The sequence below is a fragment of the Streptomyces rimosus genome, from assembly GCF_008704655.1.
GTDB classification, from domain to species: Bacteria; Actinomycetota; Actinomycetes; order Streptomycetales; family Streptomycetaceae; genus Streptomyces; species Streptomyces rimosus.
Map to the genome: position 1 here is coordinate 8,755,014 of NZ_CP023688.1, position 22,854 is coordinate 8,777,867.

15 protein-coding genes are annotated in these 22,854 nt (G+C 72.4%); 6 read left to right on the forward strand and 9 right to left on the reverse strand.

What is annotated here, in order from left to right:
• Positions 1 to 166: 166 nt before the first annotated feature.
• Positions 167 to 1,480, reverse strand: a complete 1,314-nt coding sequence (locus CP984_RS38295; protein ID WP_003979549.1) for an MFS transporter — start codon at positions 1,478 to 1,480, stop codon at positions 167 to 169.
• A complete protein-coding gene (locus CP984_RS38300) occupies positions 1,477 to 2,007 on the reverse strand; it encodes an ArsR/SmtB family transcription factor (RefSeq protein WP_226048859.1) in 531 nt (176 codons plus the stop codon). Before CP984_RS38300 ends, CP984_RS38295 begins: the two co-directional genes overlap by 4 nt.
• 990 nt (positions 2,008 to 2,997) lie before the next feature.
• Between CP984_RS38300 and CP984_RS38305 the strand changes: the two genes are divergently transcribed.
• The 3 genes from CP984_RS38305 (at position 2,998) to CP984_RS38315 (ending at position 9,154) form a co-directional block, all read left to right on the forward strand.
• Positions 2,998 to 5,121, forward strand: a complete 2,124-nt coding sequence (locus tag CP984_RS38305; RefSeq protein WP_003979546.1) for a bifunctional polysaccharide deacetylase/glycosyltransferase family 2 protein — start codon at positions 2,998 to 3,000, stop codon at positions 5,119 to 5,121.
• Between the two features lie 93 nt (positions 5,122 to 5,214).
• Entirely contained in the window at positions 5,215 to 6,522 is a 1,308-nt protein-coding gene (locus tag CP984_RS38310) for an LCP family protein (protein WP_003979545.1), read from the forward strand.
• A 1,516-nt stretch (positions 6,523 to 8,038) separates the two neighbouring features.
• Positions 8,039 to 9,154, forward strand: a complete 1,116-nt coding sequence (locus tag CP984_RS38315; protein WP_226048860.1) for a glycoside hydrolase family 6 protein — start codon at positions 8,039 to 8,041, stop codon at positions 9,152 to 9,154.
• Here CP984_RS38315 and glxA read toward each other — a convergent pair.
• The 3 genes from glxA to CP984_RS38330 all read right to left on the reverse strand — a co-directional run bounded on the left by glxA (position 9,125) and on the right by CP984_RS38330 (position 14,206).
• On the reverse strand, positions 9,125 to 11,050 hold the full coding sequence (gene glxA, locus CP984_RS38320) for a radical copper oxidase GlxA (protein WP_030179303.1): 1,926 nt from the start codon (positions 11,048 to 11,050) through the stop codon (positions 9,125 to 9,127). The two genes, CP984_RS38315 and glxA, sit on opposite strands and share 30 nt — an antisense overlap.
• A 35-nt stretch (positions 11,051 to 11,085) precedes the next feature.
• Positions 11,086 to 12,912: a glycosyltransferase family 2 protein gene (locus CP984_RS38325; RefSeq protein ID WP_003979542.1), complete on the reverse strand. Its 1,827-nt coding sequence runs from the start codon at positions 12,910 to 12,912 to the stop codon at positions 11,086 to 11,088.
• A gap of 718 nt (positions 12,913 to 13,630) precedes the next feature.
• Positions 13,631 to 14,206, reverse strand: a complete 576-nt coding sequence (locus CP984_RS38330) for a hypothetical protein (RefSeq protein ID WP_129820880.1) — start codon at positions 14,204 to 14,206, stop codon at positions 13,631 to 13,633.
• A gap of 243 nt (positions 14,207 to 14,449) precedes the next feature.
• On the opposite strand from CP984_RS38330, the gene CP984_RS38335 reads away from it, so the two are divergent.
• Both CP984_RS38335 and CP984_RS38340 read left to right on the forward strand, forming a co-directional pair.
• Positions 14,450 to 15,121, forward strand: a complete 672-nt coding sequence (locus CP984_RS38335) for a DUF4956 domain-containing protein (protein ID WP_003979540.1) — start codon at positions 14,450 to 14,452, stop codon at positions 15,119 to 15,121.
• Positions 15,118 to 15,921 (forward strand): polyphosphate polymerase domain-containing protein, encoded by an 804-nt coding sequence (locus CP984_RS38340; RefSeq protein ID WP_003979539.1) that lies wholly within the window; start codon positions 15,118 to 15,120, stop codon positions 15,919 to 15,921. Before CP984_RS38335 ends, CP984_RS38340 begins: the two co-directional genes overlap by 4 nt.
• Positions 15,922 to 16,470: 549 nt before the next feature.
• On the opposite strand, the gene CP984_RS38345 is transcribed toward CP984_RS38340, so the two are convergent.
• Complete coding sequence (locus CP984_RS38345; protein ID WP_003979538.1) at positions 16,471 to 17,250, reverse strand: response regulator transcription factor; 780 nt, start codon at positions 17,248 to 17,250, stop codon at positions 16,471 to 16,473.
• 1,190 nt (positions 17,251 to 18,440) lie between these two features.
• Between CP984_RS38345 and CP984_RS38350 the strand changes: the two genes are divergently transcribed.
• Complete coding sequence (locus CP984_RS38350; protein WP_157849533.1) at positions 18,441 to 19,940, forward strand: NAD(P)/FAD-dependent oxidoreductase; 1,500 nt, start codon at positions 18,441 to 18,443, stop codon at positions 19,938 to 19,940.
• A gap of 247 nt (positions 19,941 to 20,187) precedes the next feature.
• Here the strand turns inward: CP984_RS38350 and CP984_RS41670 are convergent, their stop codons facing one another.
• The 3 genes from CP984_RS41670 to CP984_RS38360 form a co-directional block, all read right to left on the reverse strand.
• Positions 20,188 to 20,361, reverse strand: coding sequence for a hypothetical protein (locus CP984_RS41670; RefSeq protein WP_156100279.1), 174 nt, complete (start codon positions 20,359 to 20,361; stop codon positions 20,188 to 20,190).
• Between the two features lie 362 nt (positions 20,362 to 20,723).
• Entirely contained in the window at positions 20,724 to 21,851 is a 1,128-nt protein-coding gene (locus tag CP984_RS38355) for a sensor histidine kinase (protein ID WP_003979536.1), read from the reverse strand.
• Complete coding sequence (locus tag CP984_RS38360; protein ID WP_032924181.1) at positions 21,845 to 22,504, reverse strand: response regulator; 660 nt, start codon at positions 22,502 to 22,504, stop codon at positions 21,845 to 21,847. The genes CP984_RS38355 and CP984_RS38360 overlap by 7 nt, the downstream gene beginning before the upstream one ends.
• Between the last annotated feature and the right edge of the window lie 350 nt (positions 22,505 to 22,854).

Sequence of the window (22,854 nt, forward strand, 5' to 3'; positions counted from 1 at the left end):
TGGAGCGTGGGTGGGGGGTGGTGCCGAGCGGGGGCGTACGGGGGTGGCGGCGTGCGGGCGGTGGCCGGAACCCGCGCGTCGCGCTGCCCGAACCGTAGGGTGACCCGCAGGGGCCGTCAATAGGTCTGGACCAACTCCGTACGGAGTGGAGCGCGCCGCCCGTACGTCACGGCCGGGGCAGCGCCGCCTCCCCGCCACCACCGGACAACGAGCCCTCGTCGCCGGGCCATTGCCGGGAAACCGGCAGATCGCGGGCGCGCCGCAGCGGTGAGCAGAGCAGGATCACGGCGGCGAGCGGAATCCCCGCCGTGGTGATCCACAGGGTCGCCCGCAGCCCGAGCGCGGACCCGAGCGCGCCGCCGAGCAGGGAGCCGAGCGGGATCGTGCCGTACCCGAGGAAGGCCGAACCGGCGGTGACCCGGCCGAGGAGCCGCGGCGGGCAGTACCGCTGCTGGAACCCCGCTTTGAGTACGTTCCCGGCCACCACGCCCGCCGAGACACAGCAGCCGCCGGCCAGGAAGAACACGACCCCGGCGCCGTCCGTGGTCAGCGGGATGAGCAGCGCGAACAGGGCGAGACCGAACTCGAACAGGAGCGTCGCGCGGGACGTCCCCACCCGCGCCGCAACGCGGCGGGCGACGAAGGCGCCGGCCACGCCGCCCGCCCCGGTCGCGGCGGCCGGCCCGCCGACCACGCCGGGCGCCAGGCCGACCTCCCGGACGAGGAAGACCACCTGGATCGACTGATACCCCATCAGGGCCAGGTTGGAAGCGGCACCGAACAGCGTGAGCGTACGCAGCCAGGGATCACCGGCGATCAGCCGCAGCCCCTCGCCGACCTCACCGGCCGGCCCGCCGGGCCGCCGCTCCGCCCGGCCGGGCCGGGGCTCGCGGTGCCGGATGCCCGTCAGGCACAGCAACGACACGAGGAACGTCGCGGCGTTGGCGAACATCCCGTTCACCGCCCCCGCCGCCTGCGCGATCAGCCCGCCGGAGCCGAGCCCGGCGAGCTGCGCCGCGGACGCGCTGCCGTGCAGCTTGGCGTTGCCCTCGGCCTGGTCGTCGGGCGCCAGGATGCTCGGCAGGTAGGCGGTGTACGCGGTCTGGAAGAACACCGTCGCCGTACCCGTCAGCAGGGCGACGGCCAGCAGCAGCCCCGTACCGAGCAGGCCGCGCCACGCCGCGACCGGCACGGCCGCGAACAGGACGCAGGAGACGGCGGCGGACGCCAGCATCACCGGCCGGCGCCGCAGCCGGTCCACCCAGGCACCCACCGGCAGACCGATGACCAGCCACGGCAGCCAGGCCGCCGTGCTCAACAGCCCCACCTCGAACGGTCCCGCGTGCAAAGTGGACACGGCGATGAGCGGCATCGCCACCCCGGTGACCGAGGCGCCGAACTTGCCGGCGGTCTCACCGCACCACAACAGCCGGAAGTCGCGGTGGCGCCGCAGTAGCCCGCCGCTGCTCCAGGCGTTCACCCCGCGCCGCGCTCTTCGCGCGGAAAGGACTGGAGTTGGACGACGACGGGGAGCGCGCCGGGTGCCGGGTCGGCGTCCGGGGGAGGGGTGTGCCGGGCGACGACCTCGGCCAACTCGGCGTTCAAAGCGGCCAGTTGCTCGGGTGCTAGTCGCAGGTTGTGCCAGTCCGCGAGGGTGCCGGCGCGCCGCCAGGTGTCGTCCCAGTCGCCGTTCACGTAGTCCGTGACGCGGTGGAAGTACAGCTGTACCAGTTCGTGCAGGTACACCGACAGCGGTCCCCGGCTGTCGGGGTCGTCCCGGAAGTCGGCCGTGTACAGGTCGTTGTCGGCCGCGACCCGCCGCCACCAGCGCTCGCGCTTGGTGCCGCGCCCGGTCTCCTCCTCGATGAAGCCGTGTTCGGCGAGGTGGCGCAGGTGCCAGCTGACGGTACCGGTGTTCTCACCGAGGCGGGCGGCGAGGTGGGTGGCGGTGGCCGGACCGTCGAGGCTGAGCACCTCGAAGATGCGCATGCGCAAGGGGTGGGCCAGGCCGCGGAGGCTGCGGGCGTCGAGGCGGCGGGAGGGGGCTCTGCATCATGGTCGGCCTGCGTGCCTCTCGGTGACGCCATGACGCCGTGACGCCGTATCGCCGTCAACGGCCGTGCTTGCGTACGGAGCGCGGCGCGACGGCGCGTGTGACCGGGATTTCGACGCTGTAAATGTCGTTTATCGCGAGGTGAAGGCCGGATTGGCCTGTTGCCGTGCCACCCGGGTGCGCGAGTAGGGTCGGGGGGCTGCGTGATCACTGAGGGCTGTACCCGGTCCTCCCGGCCCTTGCGAGGGCACATGTCTACGCGGCCTTCCCGGCCCCACCCGGGAAGGCCGCATGGCATGCGCACGTACGGGAAGCGCCCGTACGCGCCGGGCACCGGGATGCGGCTCCGGCGTCTCACGGGCAGTACAGCGGGCCCCCGGGTCCGTGTCCCCCACAGACAAAGAGCCGCGCGTGCGCGGCCGCAGATCAGGAGCATCAGTGCAGGGCATCCCCCACATAGCCAGCACACCGCACGACGGGCGACGGTCGTCCGTACCCCCTGCCCGCAGGGAGCAGTACCCGGCGCCGCACACGGGGCGGGACATGGCACCGCGCATGCCGTACCAGGGCGCGGCGCCTCACGTGACCCCGGCGGCACGGCCTCCCGAAGCCGCCGCTCCCCAACATCCCGTCTTCATCTCCCGGTCGGGCTGGCGCAGGCGGACGCTGCAAGGCATGGCGCTGGCCGTGGGCTGCTCCTGCCTCGGGTACCTGGCGTTCGTCGGCATGCTGGTCAGCGGGCTCCGGCAGCCAGTCGGCACGCACCCGCCGAGTATGAACGGACCGGCGCCGTCCGGTCCGGGCACCGGCACATCGCAGTACGGCCGCGGCGCACCGGCCCGGGCCGAGGCACACCGGCCGTCGGCCAGGAACCGAGCGGACCGCGACGACCGCCGCCGCCCGCCGGCCGGCAGATCCGCCCCGCCGGCCGGAGGCCCGAAGCAGTGAGCCGGCACGCCGCCGCTGTCCGGCGGCCGCCGCGCGGACACTGGCTCGTGCTCCTGCTGGTCCTCCTGGTGGTCGCCGTCGCCCTGGTCTTCGAGGGCTGGACGACCCACCAGGTCGACGCCGCGCGCACCAAGCCGCCGTGCACCCGGCCGATCCCGCGGGAGGCGGACGACGGAAAGCCGCTGCTGCGGTTCGGCCCGACGGGAGTCGCCACCGCGGCCATGCCCCCCGGGACCGTCGCGCTCACCTTCGACGGCGAGCCCGACCCGGTGTGGACGCCGCGTCTGCTCGACCTGCTGCGCAGCCACCATGCGCGGGCGACCTTCTTCCTCCACGGGAAGGACGCGGCCCGGAACCCGGAGCTGGTGCGGCAGATCCTGCACGACGGGCACGAGATCGGCTCGTACACCTACAGCGGCGGCGACCTCGGTGTCGCCTCCCCGCTGCGCGCACGGCTCGAACTGCCACTCACTCAGGCCGCTTTCGCGGGCGCGGCCGGCATCAACACCACCCTGTTGAGGCTGCCGCACACCACGGCCGCGGACACGCTCTGCGGCCCCGAGTGGCCGGCCGCGAAGCGCGCGGCGGCGCAGGGGTACCTGGTGGTCGCCTCGGATCACAAGGACCGCAAGCCGTGGCGGGGGGTGGTGACGCAGCACAGCCACACCGACCTCGGCTACCACGAGGCCAAGGATCTGCTGGAGGACCGCGGCGCGAAACGGTTCACCACCATCAGCGGCGGACTCGGCCGCGCCTCCTTCCTCGAAGAGGTCCCGGCCACCGAGAAGATCAAGGGCGAGGGCCTGATCTGGTCGCAGCGGCTCGGGCACGCCTTCCTCACCGTGATGGTGTGGACACTGACCCTCACGGGCGTGCTCGGCGTCCTGCGGATGCTCCTGTTCGCGCTGTTCGCCCGCCTCCACGTCCGCAGGCTGCACCGGTACCGGCCCGGCGCACCACGGCTGCGCGCGGTGCGGGACCCGGTGACGGTCCTGGTGCCGGCGTACAACGAGGAGGCCGGCATCGCCTCCACCGTGTACTCGCTCCTGGCTTCCACCCACCCGCACCTGCAGATCATCGTGATCGACGACGGCTCGACCGACTCCACCGCCGACATCGCCGAGGGCATCGACGATCCGCGGGTGACGGTGATCCGCCAGCCCAACGGCGGCAAGCCCAGCGCCCTCAACACCGGCCTGGCGTACGCCCGCCACGACATCGTCGTCATGGTCGACGCGGACACCATCTTCGAGCCCGCGGCGCTGGCCCGGCTGATCCAGCCGCTCGCCCACCCGGCGGTCGGCGCGGTCAGCGGCAACACCAAGGTCGGCAACCGGCGCCGCCTGATGGGCAAATGGCAGCACCTGGAGTACGTCCTCGGCTTCAACCTCGACCGGCGGATGTTCGAGGTCCTGGAGTGCATGCCGACGGTCCCGGGAGCGATCGGCGCCTTCCGCAGAGACGCGCTGATGGGCGTCGGCGGTGTCAGCGACGAGACCCTGGCCGAGGACACCGACCTCACGATGGCGCTCTGGCGGGCCGGCTGGCGCGTCGTCTACGAGGAGTCGGCGGTCGCCTGGACCGAGGTGCCCAGCACCGTACGACAGCTGTGGCGCCAGCGCTACCGCTGGTGCTACGGCACCCTCCAGTCGATGTGGAAGCACCGTCACACGGTGAAGGAGGTCGGCCCCGCCGGACGCTTCGGCCGTCGCGTGCTGCTCTACGTCACGCTGTTCCAGATCGTGCTGCCGCTGTGCGCACCGGTCGTGGACCTGTTCGCCCTCTTCGGGGCGCTGTTCCGCGACCCCGGGGAGGCCGCCCTCGTCTGGTTCGGTTTCCTCGCCGTCCAGTTGGTCACCGCCGCGTACGCACTGCGGCTCGACCGGGAACGGCTGCGCGTGCTGTGGGTGCTGCCGCTCCAGCAGTTCGTCTACCGGCAGTTGATGTACCTGGTGGTCATCCACTCCGTGACCACGGCGCTGCTCGGCACCCGCCTGAAGTGGCACACCATGAAGCGCACCGGAACCGCCGACCCGTATCTGCTCGAAGCGCCGTTCGCGGAGACGTCCGAAGCGCCGCTGCAGGACCTACCCCCGCGGCGGAGCCTGTCGCCGCAGTGAGGGGACGGCGGAACGCACGGGAGGGGAACCGGCGCGCGGCCGCGCCGGTCCGACCTGGGAAATGACCCTGGGACATGACCGAGGGAGCTGACCATGACAGACCCGCTCGACCAGCGGGCCGGACACAAGTCGGCGGGTGGTTGGGGCCCGTACGCCGAGCCGAAGCTGTACGCCGATCCAGATTCGCTCGCCGATCCGGGTCTGTATGCCGATCCGGGTTCGCTCGCCGATCCTGACCTGCGTGCTGGCCCAAAACTGTACGCTGATCCGGGTGTGCCCGCCGCCGGCCAGGGCCCGTACGCGGCCCCGGAAGGAACCGCCGCGCGTGAGCGGTTCGCCGAACGCCCCAGCTCGCGCTACGGGCCCCGGCGCGCCCACGCCCGGCAGCCGAAGAAGCGCAGGAGGCTGCGGCGGGCGGTGCTCGTCCTGCTGGCCGTTGTGGTCGTCGCGGCGGGCGGCACGTACGGCTGGGCCGAGACCCGGCTCCAACGTGACGTCGACCTCGGCGCGTACGGGGACCGACCGCCGCCCGGCGAGGGGACCAACTACCTCATCGTGGGCTCGGACAGCCGCGACGGACTCTCGGACGACGACGTCAAAGACCTGCACGCCGGCGGGGGCGGCGGTCGGCGCACCGACTCCATGATGCTGCTGCACTCCGGGTCCCGGGGAACCAGCATGATCAGCCTGCCGCGCGACTCCTGGATCACCGTGCCCGGCCGCCTCGACACGACGACGGGGAAGACCAAGCGGCCCGAGAGGGACAAGCTGAACGCCGCCTTTTCTTACGGCGGCCCCGAACTGCTCGTACACACCGTCGAGAAGAACACCGGGCTGCGCATCGACCACTACGCGGAGATCGGCTTCGCCGGGTTCGTGAACATCGTCGACGCCATCGGCGGCGTCCGGATGTGCCTGGACCGGGACATCAAGGACGAGAAGTCGGGCGCCGACCTGCGCAAAGGCTGTCACACCCTGACCGGCAGGCAGGCGCTCGCCTTCGTCCGCCAGCGGCACCAGGAGAGGCAGGGCGACCTGGGCCGGTCGAAAAACCAGCAGAAGTTCCTCTCCACCCTCGCCCACCAGGCCGCCCAGCCCGACACCCTCTTCGACCCGACACAGATCGGCCCAGCCATGCAGGCCGGGCTCGACACACTCATCGTCGACAAGGACATGACCCTGCGCGATCTCAGCCAGATCTTCCTAGCCGTACAAAGCGTCGCAGGCGGACACGGCAAACAGATCAACGTCCCCCTGTCCGGCATCGGCGTCCCCACACCCAAGGGCAACGTATTGAAGTGGGACGCCAGGGAATCGGCCAGGCTCTTCGACGACCTGAGGTACGACCGTCCGGTGACGGAGAGGGGGAAGATGTCCCGGCGTTGGGGCGGCGGCAGGTGAGAGGTGAGGAATCCCCGTCGGCTGGTTTCGGCGAGGGCGGGAGCGTTACACGGCAGATGCGTACGCAGCAGAAGGGCCACCAGCACCCGCCACCGGCGCCAAGAAACCGCGGACAGACACCTGAAGGACGCTGAGACAGCCCTGCATCAACGCCTAACCGGGGCTCAACTCCTGAGGCCAACCGGCCGCAGGTTGAGCAGCTCACCAGTGCTGGTGAGCGATGGCGTGGCGAGTTGACGGGTTCTGCGCTGCGCGGTGTCACGAGACTCGCGGCGTAAGTGCGCCTTCCATCGAGGCTGGCGGAGCCGACACCGCCGTCCGCACCGGTTTCGGCTCTGCCGCGGCGCTGCCGATGTCTGCCCGGGCGGCGCTTCGGCGTGTTGCTGATCGCCGGCGGGTGTGACCGCGTGGGCCTGCGCCCTGGCGATCGAGACGCTCCTGCTGGTGGATGTGAAGCGTGCTGACCGGTGCCCGCCGTGCCCCCGCCCCACGCACGCCCCCGATGCCACCGCCCTCTGCGTCTACGCCGGTCGTTGTACGCCAGCGGACCCGAGTACGGTGATGTCCCAGGCTGAGAAGGTGCCTTTCTTGGTGAAGTGTCGTCCACGAGCAGCACGCGGCCTGGCTCGCCGCGCCGTTCGGCCGCGTAGTCCTGCAGGGCGTCGCGGATGTCGACGGAGTTCCGCCGGTGCCACGACAGCAGGCGCTGCAGGCCGTATGGCGTGGCATGGCCCCGCATGCTTGGCAAGCTGCCAACTGTTCTTGCGGTCGGCCGGGCCCAGCAGACCCGTACGCAGTCCCGCATCCGCTGCCGCGGCAACAAGCTCATCCGGGGGAGACACGAACCGTCGCCTCATGACGCGCCACCAGTCAGCTAGACCTGATACGGAAACGCTAACCAGCGCAAATGGGGGAGCGCGACTGAAGTATCAGAGGCTGTTTCCGCATCTGGACGATCGGCAGCGGCGAGACGGGGCCGAAGCCCGGGTGCTGGGACGGGGTGCGTCGGCTTGGCGGCAGGCGGAAAAGGGCCGCGGACGCGGATCTCGGTCTGTGATCCGCGCTGGTGGCACCTGTCGCACCGGATGCGTGCGGGGAGGTGATGTCGCCGCTGCGCTGGACGGCGAGGTCTCCCCGGAAGATCGCGGCCGACCACCCGCCCAGGGTGCAACGTCACCGGGGCGCCGCTGCTTGATGGCGGGTTGTGGAGCATCCGGGCATCGGCGTGGTCAGTCGTGCCGGCGTCGGCTCGCGGCTGTATCCGCCGGGGCGAGTCCGGCATGTCTCCTGGGGTGCCGCCCGCCTGGCACCAGGCGTGTTCGCGGCCGCGCTGGAGCCTGTGGGGTTCGCTGGTCTGGCTTCCGGCCGTTCGGCCTAGCGGGCCTGCCGTGGACAGCGCGCTCGGTCAGGGTGGGGCCGAGGGGCAGCCGAGACGGGGGTGACGAAGGATGGCAGGGATATGGGCAGGTGGAGCGGGATGCGGCGGCGGGGCCGGGGCCAGTCCGGGGTCCGCCTGATGGTCGTGGGAGTGCTGTTGACGTGTGGGGGATGGATCGGCGGGCCGGCGCTGCCTGCGGCGCCGTGGCAGGGAGGGCTGTGGGTCGACCCGGACAATGCTGCGCGCCGGGCGCTGGACGGCGTTGCGGGCGGGGGTGGGGCGGAGCGGGCTGTGCTGCGATGGCTGGCCGGGCAGCCGGTTGCGGTCTGGCTGACGCAAGGGGATCCGTTGCCGCGGGCCCGGGAGGTCAGTATGGCGGCCGAAGCCGTGGGGCGGGTGCCGGTGCTGGTGGCCTATCACATTCCGGGGCGGGACTGCGGCCAGCACTCGGCCGGGGGTGCTGCGGATGCGGCCGGGTACCGATGGTGGGTCGGCCGCCTGGCGGCGGGCCTGGGCGACCGGCGGGCGGTGGTGATCCTGGAGCCCGACGCGGTGGCGCAGGCCCTGACCGGTTGCGCGCCTGAGCAGCTGCGGCAGCGGCTGCTCGCCGAGGCGGTCGATACGCTCAAACACGGCCCCGGGGTGCGGGTGTATCTGGACGCGGGCAATCCCGGCTGGGTCCGTGACACCGACCGGCTGGCCGCCGCGCTGGCCGCTTCGGGTGGGCGGCGGGCCGACGGATTCGCGTTGAACGTCGCCAGTTTTCACACCACCCGGACCACGGTGGCGTACGGCGAAGAGATCTCCCGGGCGCTGGGCGGGGCGCACTTTGTGATCGACACCAGCCGTAACGGCAACGGCCCACCGCCGGCGGTGGCGGGCGCGGGCCCCAACGGCGGTGAGGCGTGGTGCAATCCGCCGGGCCGGGCGCTGGGGCGGCTGCCCACCGCGTCGACGGGGCACCCCCGCCTGGATGCCTATCTGTGGGTCAAGGTTCCGGGGGAGTCGGACGGCGCCTGCCGGGGCGGGCCGCCGGCGGGCCGGTGGTGGATGCCGTACGCCGTGGCTCTGGCGCACGCCGTGCCGGGGCAGGAGACGGCGCGGTCCGCGCACGCCGGGTCTGGGACGGATGGTGCCCGAGGCGGGACGGCGCGGTCCGCGCACGCCGGGGCTGGGACGGCTGGTGCCCGGGGCGGGACGGCGCCGGGCGATGCTGTCGGGTCTCTACGTCACCTGCAGCCAGCGGGCCGGTGATGGAGTACCGCGGGCGTCGGTGACGGTGAGCATGTACCAGCCGCTCGGGACCAGACCGGGGGAGCGGGGCACATTCACGCGCAGGCGGGTGCCGTGCTGGGCGATGTCCAGGGCGATGGAGCGCTGCTCGATGTCGGTGGTGTGGGTGACGGCGCTGGGACGCATCAGGCGGGCCGTACGGATGGCGGTGGCCGACTTGAGGGTGAAGGTGGCGTCGGCGCCGCGCGCGATGCGCGAGACACCGCCCAGCAGACGGGGGCGGTCGGTGCGGTAGAGGTAGGGCGGGGAGTAGACCTCGATGCGCTGTTCGAAGGAACCGGCCCGGGTGTTGGCCGCGTCGGCGAACAGGGGATCGGACCCGAAGGTGGCGATCCGGCCGTCGGGTAGCAACAGGGCCGCGGCGTGGTAGTTGCGGCCGATGGTGGGGTCGGCGGCCGGGCGGAAGACGTTGCGGGCCGGGTCGTAGAACTGGGCAGTGTGATGGTCGCTGGCGCCCTTGCCGCGGTAGTCGCCCGACCCGCCGGTGGTGAAGAGCTGGTCGTCGGGGGTGAGCACGGCGTTCAGGTAGCGGGTGCCGCGGCCCAGGCTGGGGCCGGTGCGGTACCGGGGGGCGGGGCTCGTCAGGTCGGCGATGGCGGTGCGCCCGGTGGACAGGGGGGACTCGCCGGCCCCGCCGCCGCCCAGAATCATGACGCGCTGTTGCTGGGCGGGCGGCAGGAGGACCGTGGCGGCGGTCTCGCTGCGGTCGGCCTGGGCCAGTTGGGGCACGGGCCGGAAGGTGTTGGCGCGTACGTCCCAGAGCCCGGGCCGGCGGCCGCGGTCGGCGGGGCCGTAGCCGGAGCTGGCGCCGGAGTAGAACAGCTGGCCGTCGGCGGTCAGGAACAGGGCGGGGTAGGTGGGGAAGTATCGGGTGGGCCCGGTGGACCAGGTGCGGGTGGCGGGACGGTAGATCTCGTTGTGGCCGTTGATGATCTGGCCCATGTCGTCCAGGCCGGAGACGGCCAGGACAGTGCCGTCGGTCAGGGGGGCCAGGGTCGGATACCAGCGGGCCCGGGCCATGGGGGCGGTGGGCAGGTAGCGTTCGGCGACCGGGTCGAATTCGTAGGCGTGGCGGATGCCCTGGAAGTCTTTCTTGTCCAGGGCGAGTTTGCTGGCGGTGCCGTAGTGGTTGCGGGCGTCGGCACCGGTGAGCCCGTTGATGGTGTAGCGGGCGGCGGTATGTGTGGCGCCTTGAGGGCCGGGGCGGTCGGCTTCCACGTATACCGGGGTGCGGCTGGCGCTGATCTGCACCCGCTGGCCCCCGGCGGCGGTCGTCTTGCGGGCCCGGGGCAGCACGACGGCGCTTTGGGAGCGGTAGATCTTGCCGGCCGGTGAGCGGAAGACGGTGCCGGCGGGCAGGGTTTTCGGGGCGTCGGGGTACTCATTGGCGACGATCATGGTGCCGCCGGCGCGGTGGACGTCGCCTTCGAGCTTTTCGTAACGAGCGGTGCCGCCGGCCACCAGCAGCCGCCCGCCGGGCAGCTGGGCGTGCCCGGAGCAGAACAGGTCCCGGGGGGTGGGCACCTCGGTGAAGGTGTTCGTGGCCGGGTCCCACAGCACGCTGCGGAAGGTTTTGGCGGCGAACTGCTTGGCGTCGTTGCCGGAGCCGGCGAGCAGCAGCACCTTGCCGGTGTGCAGCAGCGCGGCGTGGATGGTGTTGATGCGCCGGCGCTCGGGGATCTCGACGCTCTCCCAGCGTCCGTAGCGGGCCAGGTACTCCGGCCGGCTGATGGTGTACTGGTGGTAGGCGCGGGTGGCGAAGCCGTAGACGGCCGGGGCGTTCAGGCCCGCCAGCGCCAGCAGGGCGGCCATACCGTAGGCGCTCTTGCGGGAGCGGATGCGGGAACGACGGGGCACGAAGAAGTCCTTTCGAGTGGCGCGGGCCGTGCGCCTTAGGGCGGTGCGGGCACCGCCGCAGCCGCAGCCGCAGTCGGGTGCGGCGGGACGCTGCGATCCGGCGCGGCCGCGGCGGTGCGGGCGCCCAGGCGCCACAGCAGGGGCGGGGCCAGGGCGATGACGAGCGCCAGGGCGGCCCACAGGCACATGGCGATGTGCAGATGGCCGAGCAGCGGCGCGGCGAGCAGGCAGCCGGCGAACAGCGACGCCCAGCCCAGGTGGGTGGCAAAGGTGCGCCAGGTGTCGGGGCTGGCGGTCTCTCCCTTGGCGGTGACCACGAAGCCGGCCTTGCGTCGCAGCAGGGCCGCGGTCAGGGAGCGCGCGTACAGCGGGGCGGCCAGCGCCGACAGTGCCATCCCGGCCGCGCCCGAGGAGCCCTGCGGCTCGTGCGGGCTGACGTTGTGCCGGCGGTTCCACAGATACAGGCCGATCTGCAGGGCCGCCGCATCGCTGTAGAGCATCAGCCACACCTGCGTCTCGATGTGCAGGCCGGAGGCCCCCAGCCCCAGAAACAGCAGGCACGACAGGCCGCCGAGAGCCCAGTTGACGGCCGTCAGCGGGTAGTAGGCGATCATCAGCGCGTAGTTGAGGACGCGTCCGGGCGCCAGCGACCGCACGGCGCGCGGGAACTGGCGGCCCAGCGTCTCGTAGGTGCCCCGGCTCCAGCGCAGCTGCTGGTTGAAGAAGTCGCTCCAGGTGGCCGGTCCCTCGCCGACCGCCAGGACGTCGGGGGTGTACACCGAGCGCCACCGCTGTCCGGTGGCCGGGTTGCGGTGCCGGTGGATCTCCATGCCGGTGGCCATGTCCTCGGTTATCGAGTCGTACAGCCCGCCGACCTGCTTCAGCGCGCCGATGCGCACGCAGTTGTTGGTGCCCACGAACATCGGGGCCCGGTAGGCGTTGCCGGCCCGCTGTATCAGGGCGTGGAAGAGGAACTGCTGGCTCTCGCACGCCCGGGCGAGCGCGCTGGTGCAGTTGCCGTAGACCTGGGGGCCGACGACGAAGGCGACGTCCGGGTCACGGAAGTAGCCCAGCATCCGCTCCAGGAACTCCGGCAGCGGCACGTGATCGGTGTCCACCCCGGCCATGAAGTCGTAGGCGTGCCCGTGCCGGTCCAGCCAGGCGTTGTAGTTGCCGTGCTTGGTGCGGGCGCGAAACGGCCCCGAGGGCTGGTTCCATTTCACGACGTTCTTCCGGGAGAAGTGGCGCACCCCCAGTTCGCGGCACAGCTGCCGCGCCGCCCGGGTGTTGCCTTCGTCCAGCAGCCACACGTCCACCCGCCCCCGGTGGCGTACCGCCCGCGCCCCCTGCAGTGTGGCCCGCACCATGGCCAGGGGCTCCTTGCCGGGCACGAAACTGGTCAGCAGCGCCACCCGGGAGCCCGGCGCAGCCACCACCGGTATGGGATCGCGCGCCATCAAGGTGGCGTGCGCGTTGGAGGCCACGTTGACCAGGCGGAAACCTTCCAGCAGCCCCAGGGATATGAGCATGACCAGGTCCGCGGCCCGCTCCCAGGCGCTCACCCCCGGGCGGTGCACCCAGTGCTGCGGCTGCATCAGCCACACCAGCAGACCCAGCGAGACGAGCGGTGCGCCGGCCAGCAGCAGCGCGGTGCGCACCCGGTGCTTCCCGGCGCCCAGCAGACTGCGGTAGCGCACCCGATAGGGGACGCCGGGCTCCTCCGGGCCGGGTTCGGTCAGCGGGCCCGCCAGTCGGCTGAACCGCGCATAGTCGTACGGCCCGGCCCCGGCCCCCTGGCCCGGGACGGCCTCCGCGGCCGGAGGCGGCGGGAGGCCGCGCCGCCGAGCGCTGCTGTGCGTCATGAGTGCGATCCCCGCGTTGTTCGGTCTGCCGACCTCACGGCAGGATAAATCCGGCAATAGGGAAAAAGGTAGCAAGGGGTGGAGGGCGGGGCCTCCCGATGACCAGCAGGGCTTCCGCCATCCGAGCGGTCAACGCCAAGGGCAGGCGCCGGGCGGCGGCTGGCCAACGCGGTGCAGCCACGACAGGGCGGCGCACCGGTGACCGAGGGCTTGCGGCATCGGCCATCCGTGCCAGTGGGACAGGTCCGGTGCGGGCCCGGCCCCAGGCGGGTACCGCCGCCCGGCGCCGGGAAGCCGTGCGAAGGAAGTCAGGGCGGCGTGAGCGCCGTGTCAGCACATGGGCCCGCCGGTGCCCGGGCCGGCAACGCGGGCCAGCCGTGCGTCCAGGTGGGGAGCAGGACCTGGGCCAGGCCGAGGAAGCGCCGGGCACTGGCGGCGGAGTCGGGGGCAGCCCGGCGCGCGGCGCAGTGGCCGACGAGAGCCGAGGTGAGACTCACCGCATCCCGGGCCGCAGCGAGGCGGCGGCGTGCGGCCGGAACCCGCGAGGCACCGGACGGAAATGCCCCTGCGCACCGCCTGACCGGCCTCGCGCAGCAGGCCGCACTCCGCCGGACGGCGGGCAAGCCGGCGCGGTAGGCCGCCCGCCGCACGGGCTCGCGGCGTCGGACAGAGCGCCCATCGGCTGGTGCGGGTACTCCGCCTGGCGGAGGGCCATCATCTAGTCGCCGCCCAGACCGGTGACCACAGCGCGCACACCGAAGGCGGCCAGCCCTTCGGTCAGCCGCTGGAACGGGCGGTACAGCGGCTCGTCGTACGGGCTGACTCGCCGTTGACGTGGGTGCAGTCGCGGTGCAGCGGCGCGTGTGGCGAGGACGCCGCTGTCGAAGCCGCCGGTCAGATGCGCAGCGGTCGTTACCGTCTCCAGGGGCCGGGTGTCCCAGGCGTCCCCCATCGCCTGCACGAATGCCCCGAGTACGTCGGCGTCGTCGGCCAGGTCGCGGGGACCGCTGTGCAGGGCGGCTTCGGGGCAGCGCGGGAACAGGGCGCCGCCGAAGTGCGCGGTGGCCCGCTCTCTCAGGCGGTGAATGCCGGTGAAGACGGTGCTGGTGCTGTAGCGGGGGCGGTAGAGCAGCAGCCGGGTGACCTCCCGCGCGTTCAGCCCGCCCGCGAACGAGGAGAGGTCGCCCATCTCCCAGGATCCGTGCAGAGCGGTGCCGTCCGTGGCCAGGTACAGCGGGGTGGTGCGGCGCGGGCCCGCGGTGACCTGCACCGGCTCGTCCGGCGTCCACTCCACGAGCACCCGGTCCGCCGGCCGCCGCTTCAGCCACCCGCCGAGCCTGGTCGTGTTCGTCCTGCGGCACCTGCCGCACGCCGGCCGATGCGGCGACAGAGCCCGACGGCAGGGTGTCGTCCCTGGAGAGGGGCGGATGCGCCGACCGCTCGGAGGGCCGTGGCGTTAACCCGGAAGGGGGGTGGAGTTAACCCGTCCGTTCCTAGCGTCTGACGCGTACCGATCAGCGACCGAAGGAGACGTTTCATGGAGACGCTGGGGCAGCTCGCCGCTCATCTGGCGCTCGATCTCGCCGCGGTGGGCGTGCTGACGTTCGCCATCTACTACCCGCGCCACCGGCGCCGCGATCTGGTGCCCGCCTACCTGGCGCTCAACGTCGCGCTGTTCGCGGTCGTCTCGGCGCTGGCCCAGGTCGGCGAGGGTGGCATGGCCCTGGGCTTCGGTCTGTTCGGGGTGCTGTCGATCGTCCGGCTGCGCTCCGACTCGGTCCAGCACGAGGAGGTCGCGTACTACTTCACGACCCTGGTGCTCGGCCTGCTGTGCGGCCTGCCGCATCTGAGGTTCTCCGTCGCCGCGGCGCTCGCCGGGCTGCTGCTCCTGGTCATGTACGGCGCCGACCACCCGCGCCTGATGGCCCGTACCCGCCGCATCGTCGTCACCCTGGACACCGTGCACGCCGACCCCCAGGCGGTCCGCGACGACCTGGCGCGCAGACTCGGCGCCCCCCTCAACTGGACGGTCAACGAGGTGGATTACGTCCGGGACCTGATGGTGGTGGACGTCCGCTTCCGCCTTCCGGACACGTCCACGGCGCCCACCCGCACGGCACCCCCGGACGAGCATTCCCGACGGACCCGCACGCCCGCTCCCTCCGACGCTCACCCGCAGCCCCGCTCCCTCTCCGAGGAGACCGTGTGATCCCCGCCTTACAGGCCGTCGCCGACGCCGCCATGGCTGCACGCCCGATAACCCTCTGCGAGCTCCAGGCCCGCGCGGAGCTGATGGCGCGCATCGACCACAGCTACCTGGTACCGGTCGAGGTCTTCGCGGACTTCGCGGCCCGGCTGACCGACCCGCACCGGACCGGCGGCCCGTTCCAGGCGCTGTGCATCAACGGCCGCCGGTGGTTCGGCTACCACTCCGTCTACTACGACACCCTCGACCTGCGGTCCTTCCACGACCACCGGCAGGGCCGCCGGAACCGCTACAAGATCCGCGAGCGGCTGTACGAGCATTCCGGCGAGCGGCAGTTCGAGATCAAGCTCAAGGGACGGCGCGGCGAGACGGACAAGCGAAGGCGGCCCCTGCTGTCCGACGAGGCGACGCTGGGACGCGGCCCGCGCGACTTCCTGGCCGCCGTGCTGCACGGTACGTACGGCATCGCCGCGCCCGGGGAACTGGTCCCGTCGCTGGTGACCGACTACCAGCGCGCCACGTTCGTCGCCGACGGCCGGCGCATCACCTGCGACGCCGGCCTGGTCTGCCAGGACGCGGGGACCGGCCGCAGCGTACGCGCCGACGAAGACGTGGTGCTCGTCGAGACCAAGACCGCGGTGACCGGCCACCTCACGGAGGCGGACCGGCTGCTGCACACCTACGGACTGCGCGCCGTCCAGTTCACCAAGTACTGCGGCGCCATGGCGGCCCTGCGCCCCGGCCTGAAGGCCAACAAGTGGGGGCGAGCGGTACGGACGGTGTTCCCTCAGCCGGCGACGTAGGACCTGTCCGGGCGGCACCTCCAGAGCCGGGCCTGCGGCTGCCCACCTCCAGACACGGGGGCCGCCAGGCCGGAGGGAGCGCGCTGGGCCACGGCCACCGCCCACAGCCGCCGCGCCCCTGCCGGCGAGCCGCTCGACTGCTCCGCGGTGGTCTGGGCCTGGACGATCTCCAGGCCCAGACCCGTCGCCCCGCGACCGTAGTCGCCGAGTGCCGGGATGCACCCCTGCGGAAAGCCTGGCCCGTCATCCTCGACGATGGTCCGCTTCTCCCGCCGCCCTCGGGAACGGCCGTGTGGAGCGTGCCGACGCCGTCGGGCGAGGGGGTGAAGACGTTGCCGACGAGGGCCCCGACAGCGGCGAGCCCGGCCCCGTCCCGAGAGACGGTCGATGTCTGGCTGATCTGGGAGACCAGTGAACGGACGCGCGAGGTGGTGTCGGCGGGAGCCCGGTGGCTGGCGCGGTTGCGGATGCGCAGGGCCGGCGGAACCAGCTGGCGGTGTGCGAGCGCGGTGGTAGCGCCGGCGCGAAGGAGCAGGCCGCGGTGCGTGGTTACGGCGTGCCGGGCAGTACGGGGGTGGGGGAGTCGCCGCAGCCGGCGGGCGCGACGTCCGATCCGCCCGCCGTGTTCGAGGCGCCTGCCAGCGCCAGCTCATCGGGCGCCGCCAGTTTCACGCCCACCGTACGGACCGTGTGCAGGTACCGCGGCCGCTGCGCCGTCTCGCCCAGCTTCCGCCGCAACCATGACAGATGGACGTCCAGTGTCTTGTCCGTGCCGCCCAGCGGCTGCTGCCACACCTCCGCCAGCAGTTCCCGCCGGGAGATCACCTGCCCCGCCCGCCGGGCCAGGTACACCAGCAGGTCGAATTCGCGCGGCGTCAGCTCCAGCGACGCGCCGTCCAGGGTCACCTCCCGCGCCGCCGCGTCCACCAGCAGACCGCCGACCCGCAGCGCGGGCTCCGGCCCGGCGGTGCCGAAGCGGCGCAGCACCGCCTTGATCCGCGCATCCAGCTGGGCCGGGCCGAAGGGCTTGACGATGTAGTCGTCGGCACCGTCCCCGAGGACCGCGACCATGACCGGCTCCTCGTTCCGCGCGGTGGCCACGATCACCGGTACGTCGCTGACCGCCCGCAGCATCCGCAGCACTTGGGCGCCGTCCACGTCCGGCAGCCCGAGGTCCAGGACGACGAGGTCCGGCCGGTCGGTCACGGCGGCGTCCAGGCCGGACATTCCGGTCGCCGCGGTGGCCACGGCGTGGCCGCGGCCGCGGAGCACGCGCACCAACGTAGCGCGCAGCAGGGGATCGTCCTCGACGAGGAGGAGATGGGGCATGCCCGTCACCGTAGCCAGATGCGCAGCGTGCGCGGGAGATGACACCGGGGTTTGTCCGGATCTTGTCCGGACGCCGGGAATGGCGGCGCGAGGGTGATTCGCCACGGTGACGTTGACCGGACGGGCCCTGGCCCCGACCCGGGGCACAAACGGGGCGCGGACGGGTGCGGGAAGGCATGGCGTCATGGAGTGGCGCATGGGGGAGGGCTACTGGACGACCAGGACGTACGGCAGGAATTGGCCACAGATCGCTCTGCTTCGCCAAGTCCCGCCTTCCGTTACGTGCTACCTTGGCGGATACGACCGGCGTGGACGTGCAGGGGCGACCAGACTGAGTGGGCAGTTGCAGTCTGGGCCCGCGCACGTGGTGCGGACGGTGTTCACCTGCCCGGCACAGGAGAATTCCTCCCCGAAGGTGGGGGCAGGGTGCCGGAAGCGGGTATCTCCTCCGCCCGGCCGGCGTGTTGTGCCGCCGAAAGCGCGTGTTCTGGGGGCCGAGGCGTCCAGCTCCGTTCACGAAAGGCGCCGATTCCGCTCGCTGCCCGCAGCCCGACTGGGACATCAGCTGGGAGGCGGCGTAGTCCCGGACGACGGAATCCGCAGCGCCGCCTCCTCCGAGCCACGCGGCTTGTTCCTCTCCTCGATGGGCACTTGCTCACCCGGCCGGTCACGCGGTGGATCGAGACCCTGTGCCGCAGTTCCAGGAACAGGAAGTACGGCGTTGCTGACCTGTGGCAATGCTGGCTGGGGCTGCCAATGAGGGGGCGTTGGTCCGTGCATGGTCCGGATCTTGGTTTTGAGAAAAGTGCCGATGCCGGTGGTGATGGGCAACGCCCTCGATCGGGCGCATCAAGGATCGGGCCTTCGCAGCGGCAGCCGCGCGGGCCTGGTCGTCGCCGTGGCCGGCGGCACGGTCACTGACCTGGCTGGCTTTGCCGCCAGCACGGCATCCAGGACGCCGTGCATCGGGTGGGGCGGCCCACCTGTCTGGAGCCCGCTGTCCCCTGCGAACAGATGCGGGCCGTGATTCGGGCCGGCCCTCCTACGCCTTCAGCTCCCGCCGCGGCGCCAACGCCCCCATGCTCGTGCTCACGCCGGCCCGGGCCGCCGCGCAGGCGGCGTTCGGCGACGTACTGCGGTCCGGCTGCCGGTAGCGCACCGTTGTCCTTGCAGACGAGAGGCGGACCGTGGTGCGCGAGACGAGTGTGGATGTGGCGGTGGTGGGCAACGGGGTGCTCGGGCTGGCGGTGGCGGTCGAGACGGCCCGGCGTGCTCCGGGGCTGCGGATCGCGGTGATCGGCCCGCCCGGGCGGGCCGGGGCGGCCACCGCCGCTGCCGGGGCGATGCTCAACTGCTTCGGCGAGGTCACCCGGTACACCGGATGGCACCCGGCGGCACAGGCGAAGTTCGCGCTCGCCCGTCAGGCGCTGGACCAGTGGCCCAGGTGGCTGGAGCAGCTCGCCGACGATGCCGGGCCGCCCACGGGCGAGACCGCGCTGCGCTCCCACGTCCCGGGCACCTTCGTCGTGCTGGGCGCCGGGGCCGGGGCGATCGCCGCCGATAACTTCACGGCTCTGTGCCGGGCCGTCGAGGAACACGGGGAGCCGCACGATGTCATCGACCCCGCTGACGTCCCCGGCCTGGCCCCCGCACCGCAGGCCCGTCCGCTGCGTGCGGTGCACCTGCACCGGGAGGGCTGCGTCGACGCGCGCGCCGTGCTGGCCGCCCTGGAGGCGGCCGCCTGTCGGCACCGGGTACGGATGGTGCCGGACACCGTGTCCGAGGTGCTGGTCAGCGCGGACACGGTACGAGGGGTCCGGCTGGCCGACGGCAGCACGCTCGGCGCCGGCGCGGTCGTCCTGGCCGCCGGTAGCCGCAGCAGTGAGCTGACCGCCGATGTGCTGCCGCCCGGGGCGGTGCCCCCGCTGCTGCACGGCGCCGGATCCGCCCTGCTGACCCGGCGCACCCGGCCCGGCGGCGCCCGCCAGGCGATCCGCACCCCCAACCGGGCCGCCGGCTGCGGCCTGCACCTGCTGCCCCTGCCCGGCACGGAGCGCCAGTACCTGGGCGCCACCAACTTCATCACCTGCACGCGTCCGGACGGCCCGGTGGCCGGCGCCGCGGAGATCCTGATCCGCAGCGCGCGCCAGGAGATCGACCAGGCTCTCGCCGGCAGCCAGCTCACCGCATGGATGTGGGGCGCACGCCCCATCACGCTGGACGGCTTCCCGCTCATCGGGCCCTGCCCGGTGGCGGGCCTGCACTTCGCCACCGGTACCTACCGCGACGGCTTCCACTGCGCCCCGGTCATCGCCCGCCACCTGGCCGCCCGGCTCCTCGGCCCCGGCCCGGCGGACGCGGACTGGGCGTGGTTCACCCCGTACCGGGCCCCCATCGAGACCATGACGGTGGAGCAGTCGCTCACCGAAACCGCCACCCACGCCGCCGAGACCGCCCGGGAACACGGTCTGCACCTGCCGTTCTTCCTCGACGACGAACCGGTGGCCACCTACGTACGCGACCGCGCCCACCGGCTCTTCGACCGGCTGGGCCACCCCGTCGCCCTGCCCCCGGAAATCCTCCTGCTCGCCTTCATCCTCGCCGCCCGCGGCAACGATCACCCCGCCCGCTGGCTGGCCGACCATCTGCACGCCGCCCACACCCACCACGCGCCCGTCCCCGGGGCCTGACCAGCCGCATCGCCTCACCGTCACGTCCCCGCCGTCATGCCGCGATCCGGCTGTGGCGGATCGGCCGGGAGGCGGAGCGCACCAGCGCGGATCGCCGACCGCCACCCGGCCTGCGCCGATTGTTCACCCGAACGGTCCTGGGGCCAACCGGGGGGCGAATAGTCATACCGCGCCCACGGACGTGCATGGCCTGACGCTTCCTTGGCAAGCTCACTGCGGTCCCCGGTATCGGGTCAGGTGATCGCGGTTACGGCTCGCTGTGCGTCGAGGCGGAGTGGCGGGCGGCGGCCTGTGCGGTGTTGAGGAGGCGGCGTAGGCGGTGGCCGTCCGGTGCGGCGGCGGTGACGAGGGTGGCGGGTCCGGCGAGCGGGGCGAGGAGCGCGTGGCCGTCGTCCGGGGTGAGGTCGAAGATGCGGAGCATCCCTGCATTCGCTCCTGCCCAGAACTTCTGTTCCGTGCGGTCGCATTGGGGCCAGTACCGCACGGTTGACAGCCCGGGGGCACAACCCCGGATGTCGCCCCCGGGCCGGTGATCCGAGCGCCGGTCACCCACGCCTACCCGGCCCCAGTGACGGCGGGGCGACGGGGGTGAGGCAGCGACGAGGGAGGGGGCCAGCAGGGGCGGCGCTCTGCGCGTCCAGGACTCCTCGGAACACCGTGTCGAGGAGAGCAGGATCCGATGGAGTGGCGCGCGGAAGCCGCCGTGGTTGCGCGCGCCACGCAGTACGCTGCCGGGCTGCCGGTGGGCGCCCGCACGGGGTCGGCCGGCCCGTACGTACCGGCTCAGTCGGCCCGTACGGGCGCCTGCAGTTCGACCTGGAACCCGCCTTGGGGGGTCGGGCCGGTGGTGAAGGTGCCGTCGAGGAGGTCGGCGCGTTCCCGCAGGCCGATCAGGCCCTGTCGGGAGCTGGGGAGGGCGACCGAGGGGCGGGTGGGTGCCGTGTTGGTGACGGTGACGCCGAAGCGGGCCGCGTCGTGCCACAGGCGTACCTCGGCGCGGGCTCCGGGCGCGTGTTTGCGTACGTTGGTGAGGGCTTCTTGGACCGTGCGGTAGATGGTGCGTTGGGCGGTGGTGCTGATGTCGGGTGGGAGGTCGCCGGTCAGGGTCGTTTCGATGCCGCTGGTGGTGACCAGGTGGTGCAGGTCGGCCAGGGTGGGCTGGGGGGTGAGTTCGGTGGTCCTGCCGCCGGAGGCGCGCAGCAGGTTGACCATGTGGCGGAGTTCGTCGAGGGTGTTCGCGCTCAGGGAGCGGATGGTGCGGGCGGCCTCGCGGGTGTCGGTGTCCTTGGCGGCGACCTGCAGTGCTCCGGCCCGTACGGCGATGAGGCTGACCTGGTGGGAGACGACGTCGTGCATCTCGCGGGCCAGTTGGGCACGCTCACGGGCGAGCACGGTCTGCGCGTACAGGGCGCGTTCGTGTTCGCGGGCCTCTTCGACCTCCATGAGCTGCTGGGCCATGTCGTGCCGGGCCTGTACGAGTTGGCCGAACAGGACCGGGGCGAAGGCCGTGGCCAGCGTGTAGACGGCCTGGACGAGCGTCCAGGCGTGGTTGTCGGAGAAGGTGTCGGACAGCGAAGACGGGTCAAGGGAGCCGACCACCGCGTGGAGCAGGGCGCAGCCGGCCAGCAAGGGACGATTGCGGCTGTGCGTGGCCAGGGTGTACAGGGCGGTGATCGGTGCGAACGCCACGTCCAGATAGAAGGTCATGGGCAGCGTCAGAAGGAAGACGGCCAGCGGGAAGCGCCTGCGCAGGAACAGTCCGGCGCAGCCGAGGGCGGCGCAGGCCAGCACCAAGGGGTGCTCCTCGTCGAGGAGACTGATCCAGGCGTCGAGGGCGGCGAAGGCCACGAGGCAGGTGTCGACGGCCCACGGCGGTACGCGCCGCCACAGCGGCTTGCCCACGCTCACCATCCTGTGTCCTGTTCCGTGTTGCCGCCGAGCAGCCCGGCCCGCTCGGCGAGCAGTGCGGCCTGGACGCGACTGGAAACCCGGAGCTTGGTCAGGATCGAACTGACGTGGTCCTTGACGGTGCCCGCGCTGAGGTGGATGCGGGTGCCGATGTCGGCGTTGGACAGGCCCTCCGCCACCAGGACGAGCACGTCACGTTCCCGGTCGCTGAGCAGGGCGACCCGCGCCACGTCCGCGTCCTGCGGTGCACCGGCCCCGGGATGGCTGCGCAGCAGAGCACGCGAGGCTTTCGGGGACATCACCACCCCGCCGGCGGCCAGCGTACGTACCAGGTGGGCGAGTTGTTCGGGCTCGGTGTCCTTGAGGAGGAAGCCGGCGGCCCCGGAGCGCAGCGCCGTCAGGATGTACTCGTCGGTGTCGAAGGTGGTCAGCATCGCCACCACGGGCGCCTCGGGCAGGGCCCGTACCTGGCGCAGCACGGTCAGGCCGTCGACGTCCGGCATACGGATGTCGAGGAGCACGACGTCCGGGGCCTCGCGCCGGATCACCTCGGCCGCGTGCGCCCCGTCCGCGGTCGCCACGACCTGGATGTCGTCGGACGTGTTCAGGATCAGTTCGAAACCGGACCGCACCAGCGCCTCGTCGTCCACCACCACTACCCGGATCACACCCGGTCCGCCTTACTGTTGCCTGCCTGCATCGGTTGCGAGCGGCCCGTACGCCGCCAGCCACAAATGAGGCTCTTGTACGGTGATCGCCTGCTGTCGACGGTAAGTCTCGCAGGGCGCGCGGTGGTGCGGCCGCCAGGGACTCCGGACACCCGGCGGGCCGGTTCCAGCCGTTAGGGGGAAGGCTCCGGCCCGTCGGCGGATGCGCGGAGGCGCACCGGTGGATGGTGCACGCCGCGCTCGGCTGGTGAAATCGGCACAAGGCTACCGAACCGCCTGCTCGCCGCCGATTCCGTACCGTTCGAGGACCACCCGCCCGTTTCTCCGGCGCAGCCCGC